The following is a 12,638-nucleotide window of genomic DNA, read 5'->3' on the forward strand; positions in this document are numbered from 1 at the left end:
TTACCGCGCGGCCCTGCCAATTCTTCGATGCTCCGCCTAGCGCCTCGGGGTTTGCGATGGCGATTCTCGAGACACACGGTCTCACGATGGAGTTCCGCGGCTTCCGTGCCCTGGACGGCGTCGATCTGCGTGTCGAATCGGGCGAGCTGCACGCGATCATCGGACCGAACGGCGCCGGCAAGACCACGCTCTTCAATCTCCTGAGCGGCCTGCTCCGGCCGACGGCCGGCCGGATCGAGTTCGAGGGCCGCGAGATCACGGGGCTGCCCCCGCACGAGGTCGCCCGGCGCGGCATCGCGCGGTCGTTCCAGATCACGAGCGTCTTCCCGCACCTGTCCGTCGTCGCCAACGTGGAGCTCGCGCTGCAGGCGCGCACGCCGCTCGGCTACACGTGGTGGCGTTCCGCACGGGTGCTGCGCCGCTTCGACGGCCGCGCGGAGGAGATCCTCACCGCGATCGGCCTGGCGGACATGGCGCGACGCGAGGTCGCGACGCTTCCCTACGGGCACAAGCGGGTGCTCGAGATCGGGCTCGCGATCGCGCTCGAGCCGACCCTCCTGCTCCTCGACGAGCCGACGGCGGGGTTGAGCGTCGACGACGCGGCGCGGATCGTCGGCGTCGTGCGCCGCGTGGCGCGGGACCGGACGATCGTTCTCGTCGAGCACAACATGGGCGTCGTCGCGGAGCTCTCCCAGCGGATTACGGTCCTCGCGCGCGGCCGCGTGCTGGCCGAGGGGACATACGAAGCGCTGCGCGCCAATCCCGCGGTGATCGAAGCGTATCTCGGAGGCGCCGCCTAGATGCTGCGCGTCGAAGGCCTGCACGCCTGGTACGGCGAGAGCCACGTGCTGCACGGCGTGACCTTCGAAGTGCCGGACGGTGAGATCGTCACGCTCGTCGGCCGCAACGGCATGGGCAAGACGACCGCGCTGCGCTGCATCATGGGGCTGCACCGCGCCAAGCAGGGCCGGATCACGCTCGACGGCCGCGACATCACCCGCTTCCCGCCGCAGCAGATCGCGCGGCTCGGCGTGGGCTGGGTGCAGGACGACCGCGGCATCTACAGCCGCCTCACCGTCCTGGAGCACCTTCGCCTTCCCCCGGTCGTGAGCGACCAGGCGTGGAGCCTCGGCCGGATCTTCGAGGCGTTCCCGATCCTGAAAGAGCGGGGCGGCACCCCGGGAAGCAAGCTCTCCGGCGGTGAGCAGCAGATCCTCGCCGTCGCCCGCGTGCTGCGGATGGGGGCGCGCCTGCTGTTGATGGACGAGCCGACGGAGGGGCTCGCGCCGATCATCGTGCGCCGCGTCGGCGAGATCCTCGGCGACATCAAGGGGCACGGTCTCACGGTGCTGCTGGTCGAGCAGAACCTGCGCTTTGCGACGATGGTCGCGGACCGGCACTACCTCGTCGTGAACGGACGCACGGTCAACACGTTCACCAACCAGGAAGCGGCCCGTCAGGAAGCGGAACTGCTGGCGTATCTCGGCGTTTAAACGGGAAAGGCCCGGTGCGCGGCGGGGTCCCGCGGCCGGGCGACAACGAAGGGGGTGCGGGATGAGCAAGTGGGCGGCACTGTCGTGCGCGGCCCTGCTCGTGCTGGGGGTATGGGGATACCCGGCCGCCGGGCAGAGCGCCGTGCGCCTGGCGCACGGAAAGATCGTACTCGCGGTCATCAACGACCAGTCGGGCGTCTACGCCGACATCAGCGGCAAGAACGGCGTCGAGGCGGTCCGGATGGCCGTCGACGACTTCCAGAAGAGATACCCCGGTGTCCTGAACTCGGTCGACGTCCTCTCCGCCGATCACCAGAACAAACCGGACGTCGGCGCGTCCAAGGCCGCGGAGTTCTACGATCGGGACAACGCCGATATGGTGATCGACGTGCCGACCTCGTCGGTCGGCATCGCGATCGCGCACGTCGCGGCGCAGAAGCACCGCCTCTTCTTCGCGGTCGGCGCGGCGACGACGGCGCTCTCGAACGAGGACTGCAACAAGTACACGTTCCACTATGCCTACGATACGTACATGCTCGCCAACGGCACCGCGATCGCGGTCGTGAAGCAGGGCAGCACCCAGTGGTACATCGTCTATCCCAACTACGCGTTCGGCCAGGACATGAACGCGAAGTTCTCCGCCGCGGTGGCGCACGCGGGCGGCAAGGTGCTGCTCAGTGATCCCACGCCCTTCCCCAACCCGACCGAGGACTTCTCGACCTTCCTGATCAAGGCGCGCACGCTGCGGCCGCGCCTCCAGATCCTCGGCGCGATGCAGGCCGGCCAGGACCTCGTGAACCTCGTCAAGCAGTACAACGAGTTCGGGCTGCGCCAGCAGGGCGTAAAGCTCGCGATCGGCCTTCTGTTCCTGAGCGACATCAACTCGCTCACCCCGGCCGCGATCCAGGGCACCGTGTTCACCACCGCGTGGTACTGGAACATGGACAAGGAAGCGCGGGCGTGGGCCGACCGCTTCTACGCGCGCACGAAAGTGCGGCCGACGTTCCCCGACGCCGGCGACTACTCCGGCGCCTGGCAGTACCTTGAGGCGGTGCGGCGGGCCGGCACGGACGACCCCGACAAGGTCGTGGCGCAGCTCGAGGGCTACAAGTTCCAGGATTTCTTCGCGCGGCACGCGCAGATCCGCAAGCAGGACCACGTGCTCCTCCACGACGCGTACCTGGCGGAGGTCAAAGCGCCGAACGACGTCAAGGAGCCGTGGGACTACGTGAAGATCGACACGACGATTCCGGCGGCGCAGGCGTTCCAGCCGCTCAGCCAGGTCCACTGCAACATGGCGCCGTAAGTTCGCGGCCGATTCCCTCGCGGGCGGGCGCCGGCTCGCCGGCGCCCGCCCGGCCCCGCGATGGAAACGATCCTGGTGGTCTTCAACGGCCTGATCAACGGGGCGTTCTACGCCTTGTTGAGCCTGGGGCTCGCGGTCATCTTCGGCATGCTGCGGGTCGTCAATTTCATGCACGGGGCCTTGTACATGTTGGGGGCCTTCGGCGCGTTTCTGCTCGGCACGATCTTCGGGGTTTCCTTTTGGTGGGCGCTGCTCATCTCCCCGATCGCGGTCGCGATCGTCGGCTATGCGCTCGAGCGCACGCTCCTCCGCCGGCTGTACGACCTCGACGTCCTCTACAATCTGCTCCTCACGTTCGGCCTGACGCTCTTCATCCAGGACGCGATGCGCCTCCGGTTCGGCATCCAGGGCGTGCCGTACCCCTCCCCGCCCGAACTGCACGGCGTCGTTGCCGTCGGCTTCATGCTCTTCCCGACGTACCGCTTCTTCGTGCTCGTCTTCTCCGTGGCGGTGTGTCTCGGCGTCTGGTGGCTCCTTGAACACACGCGCGCCGGCATGATCATCCGCGCCTCGACGGAAAACGCGATGCTGACTCGGGCCCTCGGCGTGGACGTGGACCGATGGATCCCGCTCGTCTTCGCCTTCGGGGTCGCGCTGGCGGGGCTCGCCGGCGTGCTCGCGGCGCCGATGTACGCCGTGTCGCCGCTGATGGGCGGCGACCTCATCATCACGACCTTCGCCATCGTTGTCATCGGGGGCATGGGATCGATCCTGGGATCGGTGGTCACGGCCTTCGGGGTCGGCGCACTCTCCGCCCTCGCGTCGGTCTACTATCCCGCCGCGGCGAACCTGCTGGTCTTCGTGGTCATGGCCGTCGTCCTGCTGCTGCGGCCGGCCGGACTGTTCGGGTCGGCGGAATCCGCCTGATGCGCGCCGCGCTCGGCTGGGCCGCGCTCGCCGCCGTCGCCGTGGCGCTGCCGTGGATCATGTACCCGGTGCTCGCGACGGACATCGTGACGTGGGGCCTCTTCGCGGCGGCCTTCGACATCCTGCTCGGCTACACCGGTCTGCTCTCGTTCGGCCAGGCCGCGTATTTCGGCGGCGGCGCCTACGCGGCGGGGCTGCTCGCACAGCGGGCCGGCGTGCCGTTTCCGCTGAACGCCTTCGCCGCGGGCATCATCGCCGGGGCGATGGCCGTGCCGCTGATGGGCCTCGCGATCCGCCGGCGCGGGATCTACTTTGCGATGATCACGCTCGCGTTCGCCGAGATGGTCTTCTACGTCATCAACGAATGGCGCAGCCTGACCGGCGGCGAGAACGGCGTCCAGGGCATCCCCCGCGTCGCGCCGGGGGGCCTCTCCCTTGCGTCGCCGATCGTCTATTACTACACGGCGCTTCCCATCGCCGTGCTCGGCCTGCTCCTGTGCTGGCGCATCGTGCGCTCGCCGTTCGGCCGTGTGTTGCTCGCGATCCGCGAGAACGAGGTGCGCACGGAGATGCTGGGCTACCCGGTGACGCGGTACAAGCTGCTCGCCGCGGTGCTCTCGTGCGCCATCTCGGGGTTCGCCGGCGGGCTGTGGGTGATCAACCACGGCTTCGTCGCGCTCGACGCGGTACACTGGAGCACGTCGGGCCTCGTCCTCACGATGGTGCTGCTCGGCGGCATCGGGACGCGCTTGGGTCCGCTCGCGGGCGCGGCGCTCGTGCTGTACCTGCGCGACTTCCTCTCGACCTGGACCGACGCGTGGGGCGTCGTGACGGGCGTCATCTTCATCGCGGTGATTCTGATCTTCCGCCGCGGCATCGTCGGCACGCTCGAACCGCTGATCGTCCGCGGCCCCCGCGCCGATCGTGCGCCGGCCGCGGAACCCGGGTTGTCGCCGCAGGGCGGCCCGGGATAAGACAGGATGGGTTGGACCGAAGGGAGGCGCTAACGTGGCGACCAGGATGTCCACCGACCAGGAACAGGCGCTCGGCAACGCCGTTTCCGCGTCCAAACTGATGCAGTTCACACGCGGCGTGGCGAAATGGGTGCGGCTCTCCGGCAGCGAGGACGAGGCCAAGGCCTTCGATTATGTCCAGGAGACGCTGAGGGGCTTCGGCCTCGAGGTGCAGCGGCACGCCCACGACGCGCTCGTCTCCTGGCCGGGACCCGCGTCGCTCGAGATTCTCGGCCCGGACGGGGCGGCGGCCGGGCGGGTCGAGTGCATCACGCACTCCTTCGCGGCCTCGACGCCGCCCGAGGGTCTCGAGGGCGAGATCGTCGACGCGGGCCCGGGAGCCACCCCGTCCGCCCGCGGGAAGATCGCGCTCATCGACGGCCTCGCCATGCCGGTGAAGGCGCGCGCCGCCGAGGACGCCGGGACCGTCGCGGCCATCTTCATCAACCCCGCGCACCTGCACGAGATGATCATCTCGAGCGTCTGGGGCGCCCCCACGCCCGAGACCCTCGGCGCCCTGCCGAAGCTCGTCGCCGTCTCCGTCAAGGAGTCCGACGGCGCGGTCCTGCGCGCCCGCGCGCGCGAGGGCGGGCTCCGCGTCCGCATCCGCGCGGAGGTGGACACGCGGTGGCGCAAGACGCCGCTGCTGACCGCGGACCTGCCGGGCCGCGAGGACCGCTTCGTCCTGTTCAGCGGGCACATCGACTCGTGGCACTACGGCGCGATGGACAACGGCAGCGCCAACGCGGTGATGATCGAGATGGCGCGCCTCCTCAGCAAGCGCCGCCGGCGCCTCCGGCGCGGGATCCGGTTCGCGTTTTGGTCCGGTCACTCGCACGGTCGCTACTCCGGCTCGACCTGGTACGCCGACACGCACTGGAACGAGCTCCACCGCCGCGCGGTCCTTCACCTCAACATCGACTCCCCCGGCGCGAAGGGCGCGACCGTCCTGAACGAAGGGCTGACGATGGCGGAGACCTGGTCGCTCGCGGCCGACTGCGTGCGCCTGGTCGCCGACCAAGAGCTCGAGCGGCGCCGCGTCACGAGGATGGGCGACCAGTCGTTCTGGGGGATCGGCCTGCCGTCGCTCTTCGTCGGCGTCTCCGAGCAGCCCGCCGGCGACTCCGCCGCGGGCGCCGCGATCGCGGCGCTGAGCGGCGGACACGTCTCAGGCGGACTCGGCTGGTGGTGGCACACGACGGAAGACACGATGGACAAGATCGACCGGGACAACCTTGCGCGCGACGCGCGGATCTACGCGAGGATCCTGTGGCGGTGGTGCACGGCGCCGGTCCTGCCGCTCGACTACCGCGCGACGGCCGCGGAGTTCAGGGAGACGCTGCGGGATATCCAGCGCGCCGCCGGCGGCGCCTTCGATCTCGGACCGGCCCTCGCGGCGGCCGACCGGTTCGCGGCCGCCGCGGAAGCGCTGCACACCAGGGCGGCGCCGCTCGCAGACGCGCTCGGACACGCTCGCGGCGCCCGCAGGCAGCGCGACGCGGCCGACGCAATCAACGCCGCCCTGATGCGCGCCGGGCGGGCGTTGATCCCGGTGGGCTACACGACAACCGGCCCGTTCGACCACGACCGGGCGCTCCCGGTCGCGCCGATTCCGTCGCTGCAGCCCGCGGCCCGGCTGGGACAATTGCCGCAGGACGGCATGGAACGCCACGCCCTCGAGACCCGGCTCGTCCGCGACCGGAACAAGGTAACGCACGCGCTGGAAACCGCGGCCGAGGCGTTCGAAGAAGCCGCGGGCCGGACAGGCTAGCGCGGCGGCGAATTCCACGCGGGCCCCCGCGGGTTACGCGCGGAGCCGATCTCCGGGAACGTCCCGGGGCCGCGGCGTCAGGACAAGGTGTCGACGTCGTGCGGCATGCTCTCGCGCACGCCGGCGTCGGTCATGCGGATGAACTTGGCGTTGGCGCGCAGCTCCGCAAGCGTCGTGGCGCCGCAGTAGCTCATCCCTGACCGCAGGCCGCCGACGAGCTGCGCCAGCACGCCGGCCACCCTGCCGCGGTACGGGACGAGCGCCTCCACGCCCTCCGGCACGATCTCGGAGAGCAGGTCGTCCTCCTGCGGCATATCCCGCCGCTCCGCGGACGCCCACAGACTCGCCATGCCCCGGTACAGCTTGAACTGCCGGCCGTTGCGGCTGACGCTCGCGCCCGGGCTCTCCTCGGTGCCGGCGAGCAGGTTGCCGAGCATGACGGTCGCGGCGCCGCCGGCGAGGGCCTTCACGAGGTCGCCCGATCCGCGGATCCCCCCGTCGCCGATCACGGGCACGCCGGAGCCGGCCGCGGCCCGCGCGCACTCGAGGATCGCGGTGAGCTGCGGCACGCCCGAGCCCGTGACGATCCGCGTCGTGCAGGTCGAGCCGGGCCCGACGCCGACCTTCACGCCATCCACGCCGCGCGCGATCAGGTCGCGCGTGCCCTCCGCGGTGGCGACGTTGCCGGCGATCAGCGGCACTTTGCCGCAGCGCCCGCGCACCGCGTCGATCGTCGCGAACGAGAGGTCCGAGTGCCCGTGGGCGATGTCGATCACCAGCACGTCCACTTCCGCGGCCACGAGCGCCTCGGCGCGCTCGAGGTAGTCGCCGCGCACGCCGATCGCCGCCCCGACCTGGAGGCGTCCCCGCGCGTCCTTCGTCGCCTGCGGGTGGCGCTGGCGGCTCTGGATGTCGCGGCTCGTGATCAGGCCGACGAGCCGGCCGCCTTGATCGACGAGCGGCAGCTTCTCGATCCGGTGGCGGTGCAGGATCTGCTTCGCCTCTTCCACCGGCGTGCCGGCGGGTGCGGTGATCAGGCGCTCGCGCGGTGTCATCACCGTGGTGATCGGCCGATCCGCGGCTCCCGCCTCGAAGAGAACGTCCCGCGCGGTCACGATACCGAGCAGCCGCCGCTCCGGGTCGATCACAAGGATCCCGGCGGAGCCGTGCTCGTCCATGAAGGCCGCGGCTTGGCCCACGGTGCCGTCCGGCGGCAGCGTGTAGGGCGCGTCGATCACGACGCTCTCGGCGCGTTTCACCCGCCGCACCTCGGCAACGTGCTCTTCGATCGGCAGGAATCGGTGGATAATGCCGATGCCGCCTTCCCGCGCCATCGCGATCGCCATCGCGCCTTCCGTCACCGTATCCATGCTGGCGCTCACGATGGGGATGGCGAGATCGAGGCCGCGACAGAGCGGCGTGCGGGTACCGATCTGCCGGCGCGTGCTCACCGCGGAGCGACGCGGCACCAGCAGGACGTCGTCGAAGGTCAGGCCGATCTCGAACGGCTCGGTCATACGCCTCCTCGCAGGTCCGGGCAACGATCCGGGCCCTCGGTGCTATTATAGGAGGAAATGAGGGGCGGTTCGTTCATGTCATCGCGGTACCACGCCTATCCGCCGCCGCCCGGCGGACGGCGCAACGTGTTTGCCGCGCTCCGCCACCGCAATTTCCGCCTGTTCTTCGTCGGACAATTCATCTCGCTGATCGGCACGTGGATGCAGCGGATCGCCCAATCGTGGCTGGTCCTCAACCTCACCCACTCGCCGCTCCTGCTCGGCGTCGTCGGCGCCCTGCAGTGGCTGCCGGTGCTCTTCTTCTCGCTCGTCGGCGGCGTCATCGCCGACCGGGTCAGCAAACGCTCGCTGCTCGTCGTCACGCAGTCGGCCCAGATGATCCAGGCGTTCGTGCTCGGCGGGTTGGTGCTGACCGGCACGATCCAGTACTGGCATGTCGTGGTGCTGGCGTGCGCGCTCGGCTTCACCTCGGCGTTCGACATCCCCACGCGGCAGTCGTTCGTCTTCGAGATGGTCGAGGGCGTGGACACGATGAACGCCGTGGCCATGAACTCGACGATCTTCAACGGCGCCCGGCTGTTCGGGCCCGCGATCGCCGGCATCGCCATCGGCACCCTCGGGATGGGCTGGGCGTTCATCGCCAACGGAGTCAGCTTCATCGCGGTGATCGTGGCCCTGCTGATGATGGTCGTCCGGCCGGTCGAGCCCATCACCAGCGGCGGCATGATCGACCACCTGCGGGAAGGCATCGCCTACGTTCGGCGAACGCCCGCCGCCCTGCAGGTCGTGACGCTTGTCGCCACGATGAGCGTGTTTGCGATGAACTTCAACATCCTCGTGCCGGTGCTGGCGAAGGACGTGCTCCATCAGGAGGCGGCCGGCTTCGGCTTTCTGATGTCGGCCCAGGGGATCGGCGCGCTCGTCGGCGCGCTGTGGATCGCGTCGGTGAGCCACCTCGGACCGCGCCCGTCGATCATGCTCAGCGGCGCGGCGGTGCTCGCCCTCGCCATGATGGCGACCGCGGAGGCGCGCCACTTCGCCGCGGCGGCGGTGCTCCTCGCCGTCGCCGGCGGGGCGATGGTCACGTTCACGGCGACGGCCAACACGAGCCTCCAGGTCACGGCGCCCGACCAGCTGCGGGGTCGCGTGATGGCGATGTACGCGATCGTCATGGGCGGGATGACGCCGGCCGGCGCGCTGGTCTCAGGCGCGCTTGCGCAGTTCCTGGGCGCCTCGGGAGCCTTCGGCATCGGAGGGTTCGTCGGCATGCTCTCCGTATTGTCGATCTGGCGCTGGCGCGCGGCCTCGAGGCTCGCGGCGGAGCCGATCGCGGGCGCCTCGGAGGGCCGCGAGGACCGCAGGCCCTCGCTCGCGGAAGACAATTTCAGGCCGGCGCCGGCCGACGAAGAGTAGCCCGGCGGCGTTCACACAGGAGGCCGCATGGACCACGATCACCACGATCACGAGCACCACGACCACGGCCACGCCCACCAGGCTGTGCCGTCGGACCTCGCGCTGCGGGTGAAGGCCCTCGAGTCGCTCCTGGTCGAGAAAGGCCTGGTCGATCCCGCGGCCCTCGACGAGATCGTCGATACGTACGAGCGCAAGATCGGTCCGCGCAACGGCGCCCGGGTGGTGGCGCGCGCGTGGGTGGACCCGGCCTACCGGCAGCGGCTCCTCGCGGACGCCCCCGCCGCTATTGCCGAGATGGGCTTCAGTCCGGGGCAGGGCGAAGACATGGTCGTCGTCGAGAACACGCCCACGGTCCACAACCTGATCGTGTGCACGCTGTGTTCCTGCTACCCGTGGCCGCTCCTCGGCCTCCCGCCGGTATGGTACAAGTCGGCCCCCTACCGGTCGCGCGCCGTGATCGACCCGCGGGGCGTGCTGCGCGAGTTTGGCCTGGAACTGGCCGACGACGTGGAGATCCGGGTGTGGGACAGCACCGCCGAGATCCGCTACATCGTTCTGCCGGAACGGCCGGCCGGCAGTGACCGCCTCGGCGAGGACGAGCTGGCGGCCCTCGTGACGCGCGACGCCATGGTCGGCACGGCCAAGGTCATGCCGCCCTCCACGGAGGCGGCACGGTGAACGGCGTGCACGATATGGGCGGGACGCACGGCATGGGGCGGATCGACCGGGAAGCGCACGAACCGGTGTTTCACGCCGCGTGGGAGGGCCGGGTGCGCGCCATGTACACGGCCATGTCGGCATGGCGAACCTGGAACCTCGACGCCTTTCGCCACGCGATCGAGCGGATTGCGCCGGCGCGGTACCTCGCCATGACCTATTACGAAAAATGGTTTACCGGGCTCGTCGATCTGATCGTCCAGGCCGGCCTGGCCACGCAGGGGGAAATCGAATCCGGACGGGCCGCCGCCGGGCCCTCGAAGGTCACACCCGCGCTCACGCGGCAGCGCGCCGCGGAGGCGTCGCTGAGGCGTCCCCATGTCCGGCGTGATACAGGGGCACCCGCGCGGTTTCGGGCCGGGCAGCCGGTCCGCGCGCGCAACATCCACCCGACGGGACACACGCGCCTGCCGCGTTACGTTCGCGGCAGGTCCGGCACCGTCGAACGCGATCGCGGCGTCTACGTCTTCCCGGACACCAACGCGCACTTTCTCGGCGAAAAGCCGCAGCATTTGTACTCCGTCCGCTTCGCGGCGCGCGAGTTGTGGGGCGGCCAGGCGGCCGCGCACGACGCCGTCTACCTCGACATGTGGGACGATTATCTTGAACCCGCCTGAGCCGGGCCCCAAGATCGCCGCCCCGGCCGATCGCACGGCCGCGCTGCCGTCGCTTCCGCGGGACGCGGGCGGCCCGGTGTTCGCGGAGCCATGGCAGGCGCAGGCGTTCGCGCTCGCCGTCAGGCTCTCCGAGCAGGGGTATTTCACGTGGCCGGAGTGGTCCGTGGCGCTGGCGGCCGAGCTGAAGGCTGCCGCCGACCGCGGCGAACCGGACGACGGTTCGCGTTATTACAGCCACTGGCTCACGGCGCTCGAGCGGCTCGCCGCGTCGAAGGGTCTGACGGATCCGCGGGCGATGCGCACGCGCAAAGAAGCCTGGGCGGAGGCCTACCGCCGTACGCCGCACGGCAAACCCGTCGAACTGCGCCCGGCCGACCGCCGCTAGATAGCGCGCGTCGCTCTCAAGCAGCCCCGTTTGTCGTCGAGGGCGGGCGTCTCGACCGCGATCCGAAAATATTTTCAACGCCCGCACCGATGCCTTGGTAGACTGTTGCTATTACGCGGCGGGAGGCAGCGCAGATGCGCCTTCGGATCGTGCCCGGCACTGTGGGCCGGTGGATCAGCCGGGCCGGGCTGCTGGTGCTGGTCGGCGTTCTCGCCGGGTGCGGCGCGCGCGCGCAGCGGCAGAGCCCGGCGAGCGCGGCGTCGCCGCCGCCCGCGGTCGTCGTCACCGGCGCGATCCAGGCCACCGTCCCCGTCTACGAAGAGGTCGTCGCGCAAACCGTGGCCGTCCAGACGGTGGCGCTGCGCGCGCAGATCGCGGGCACGCTCGAGCAGGTGCTGTTCAGAGAAGGCACCGAGGTCAGGCGCGGGCAGACCGTCTTCGTGGTCGACCAGCGGCCGTACATGGCGGCACTGCAGTCCGCGAGGGCGCAGCTCGCCACCGCGCGCGCGAACCTCAATCAGGCGCGCGAGCAGGTCCAGCTGAAACAGGCCCAGGCGCAGCTCGCGGCGCTCCAGGCGACGCTCGCCAACACGCAGGTCCAGGTGAAGCGCGACCAATATCTCGTCGCCCAGCACGCGATCGCCCAACAGCAGCTCGACGACGACGAGACGGCGATGAAGGCCGCCGCCGCGAACGTGGAAGCGCAGCAGGCGGTGGTCAAGAACACCGCGCTCTCGACCCAGACCGGCATCGAGCAGGCGCGGGCGGCCGTACAGCAGGCCGACGCCGCGGTCACCCAGGCGCAGCTCAACCTCGCGTACACGACCGTCCAGGCGCCCGTCGGCGGGATCATCAGCCTCCTCACCGTCGACCAGGGCAACCTCGTCGCGGTGAACCAGCAGCTCGCGACGCTCACGGCTGTGGACCCGATTATCGCGCAGATGTCGATCAGCGAGGTCACGTTCCTGAAGCTGGCGCGGGAGGCCGGGACCGCGACGGGACAACTCGGGCAGGCCGTGCCTGCCGCCCTCGCGTTCCAGCTGGTCCTGCCGGACGGCACCGTCTACGGCCACCCCGGCGTCTTCCGCGCCGTCAACAACTCCGCCAACCCGCAGTCGGGCACCATTCTGGTCCAGGCGACGTTCCCAAACCCCGAACGCCTGCTCCGCGCCGGAATGTACGCGCGCGTGCGCGTGCGTACCCAGGACCGCCCCCGCACCGTGCTGGTGCCGCAGAGCGCGGTGCAGGTCGTGCAGGGAACGCGCACCGTCTACGTCGTGGGATCCGACAATTCGGTCGCGCTGCGGACGATCACGGACGGCGGCCCCTACGGCCCGTTCTTCGTCGTGCTCAGCGGCGTCCAGGCGGGCGAGCGCGTGATCGTCGAAGGCGTCCAAAAGATCCGGCCGGGCGCCAGGGTCTCTCCCACCGTCCGGCCCGCGCCGCCGCTCCCCGCCGGGTCCTGAACCGCGCGCCGCC

At 70.3% G+C, this 12,638-nt stretch carries 12 protein-coding genes; 11 read left to right on the top strand and 1 reads right to left on the bottom strand.

The genetic code is table 11. The features are described from left to right. Positions 1-56: 56 nt before the first annotated feature. The 6 genes from VFL28_09645 (at position 57) to VFL28_09670 (ending at position 6,510) form a co-directional block, all read left to right on the top strand. Complete coding sequence (locus VFL28_09645; protein ID HET7264923.1) at positions 57-800, top strand: ABC transporter ATP-binding protein; 744 nt, start codon at positions 57-59, stop codon at positions 798-800. Then, entirely contained in the window at positions 801-1,493 is a 693-nt protein-coding gene (locus VFL28_09650) for an ABC transporter ATP-binding protein (GenBank protein ID HET7264924.1), read from the top strand. It begins immediately after the preceding gene. A 61-nt stretch (positions 1,494-1,554) separates the two neighbouring features. Continuing rightward, positions 1,555-2,799, top strand: a complete 1,245-nt coding sequence (locus tag VFL28_09655) for an ABC transporter substrate-binding protein (protein HET7264925.1) — start codon at positions 1,555-1,557, stop codon at positions 2,797-2,799. Positions 2,800-2,859: 60 nt separating this feature from the next. Then, a complete protein-coding gene (locus VFL28_09660) occupies positions 2,860-3,726 on the top strand; it encodes a branched-chain amino acid ABC transporter permease (protein HET7264926.1) in 867 nt (288 codons plus the stop codon). After that, positions 3,726-4,700 carry a branched-chain amino acid ABC transporter permease gene (locus VFL28_09665; protein HET7264927.1) on the top strand — a complete coding sequence of 325 codons (975 nt, stop codon included), beginning with the start codon at positions 3,726-3,728 and terminating at the stop codon, positions 4,698-4,700. Before VFL28_09660 ends, VFL28_09665 begins: the two co-directional genes overlap by 1 nt. A gap of 34 nt (positions 4,701-4,734) precedes the next feature. After that, a complete protein-coding gene (locus VFL28_09670; protein ID HET7264928.1) occupies positions 4,735-6,510 on the top strand; it encodes a M28 family peptidase in 1,776 nt (591 codons plus the stop codon). 77 nt (positions 6,511-6,587) lie between these two features. On the opposite strand, the gene guaB is transcribed toward VFL28_09670, so the two are convergent. Continuing rightward, on the bottom strand, positions 6,588-8,027 hold the full coding sequence (gene guaB, locus VFL28_09675; protein HET7264929.1) for an IMP dehydrogenase: 1,440 nt from the start codon (positions 8,025-8,027) through the stop codon (positions 6,588-6,590). A 75-nt stretch (positions 8,028-8,102) separates the two neighbouring features. Here guaB and VFL28_09680 point away from each other — a divergent pair, with 75 nt between their 5' ends. From VFL28_09680 to VFL28_09700, 5 genes are all read left to right on the top strand, one after another. Next, positions 8,103-9,440 carry an MFS transporter gene (locus tag VFL28_09680; protein ID HET7264930.1) on the top strand — a complete coding sequence of 446 codons (1,338 nt, stop codon included), beginning with the start codon at positions 8,103-8,105 and terminating at the stop codon, positions 9,438-9,440. 27 nt (positions 9,441-9,467) lie between these two features. Beyond that, positions 9,468-10,118, top strand: coding sequence for a nitrile hydratase subunit alpha (gene nthA, locus VFL28_09685; GenBank protein HET7264931.1), 651 nt, complete (start codon positions 9,468-9,470; stop codon positions 10,116-10,118). Next, positions 10,115-10,774, top strand: coding sequence for a nitrile hydratase subunit beta (gene nthB / locus VFL28_09690; protein HET7264932.1), 660 nt, complete (start codon positions 10,115-10,117; stop codon positions 10,772-10,774). The genes nthA and nthB overlap by 4 nt, the downstream gene beginning before the upstream one ends. After that, complete coding sequence (locus tag VFL28_09695) at positions 10,761-11,159, top strand: nitrile hydratase accessory protein (GenBank protein HET7264933.1); 399 nt, start codon at positions 10,761-10,763, stop codon at positions 11,157-11,159. The genes nthB and VFL28_09695 overlap by 14 nt, the downstream gene beginning before the upstream one ends. A 134-nt stretch (positions 11,160-11,293) precedes the next feature. Continuing rightward, complete coding sequence (locus VFL28_09700) at positions 11,294-12,625, top strand: efflux RND transporter periplasmic adaptor subunit (GenBank protein HET7264934.1); 1,332 nt, start codon at positions 11,294-11,296, stop codon at positions 12,623-12,625. The last annotated feature ends 13 nt before the right edge of the window (positions 12,626-12,638 follow it).

The organism is bacterium (assembly GCA_035691305.1).
GTDB lineage: Bacteria > Sysuimicrobiota > Sysuimicrobiia > Sysuimicrobiales > Segetimicrobiaceae > DASSJF01.

What these genes read in the sequence shown, in the direction of transcription:
- VFL28_09645 (HET7264923.1), top strand. Translation starts at nt 57, where the DNA reads ATGGCGATTCTCGAGACACACGGTCTCACGATGGAGTTCCGCGGCTTC.
- VFL28_09650 (HET7264924.1), top strand. Translation starts at nt 801, where the DNA reads ATGCTGCGCGTCGAAGGCCTGCACGCCTGGTACGGCGAGAGCCACGTG.
- VFL28_09655 (HET7264925.1), top strand. Translation starts at nt 1,555, where the DNA reads ATGAGCAAGTGGGCGGCACTGTCGTGCGCGGCCCTGCTCGTGCTGGGG.
- VFL28_09660 (HET7264926.1), top strand. Translation starts at nt 2,860, where the DNA reads ATGGAAACGATCCTGGTGGTCTTCAACGGCCTGATCAACGGGGCGTTC.
- VFL28_09665 (HET7264927.1), top strand. Translation starts at nt 3,726, where the DNA reads ATGCGCGCCGCGCTCGGCTGGGCCGCGCTCGCCGCCGTCGCCGTGGCG.
- guaB (HET7264929.1), bottom strand. Translation starts at nt 8,027, where the DNA reads ATGACCGAGCCGTTCGAGATCGGCCTGACCTTCGACGACGTCCTGCTG.
- VFL28_09680 (HET7264930.1), top strand. Translation starts at nt 8,103, where the DNA reads ATGTCATCGCGGTACCACGCCTATCCGCCGCCGCCCGGCGGACGGCGC.
- nthA (HET7264931.1), top strand. Translation starts at nt 9,468, where the DNA reads ATGGACCACGATCACCACGATCACGAGCACCACGACCACGGCCACGCC.
- VFL28_09700 (HET7264934.1), top strand. Translation starts at nt 11,294, where the DNA reads ATGCGCCTTCGGATCGTGCCCGGCACTGTGGGCCGGTGGATCAGCCGG.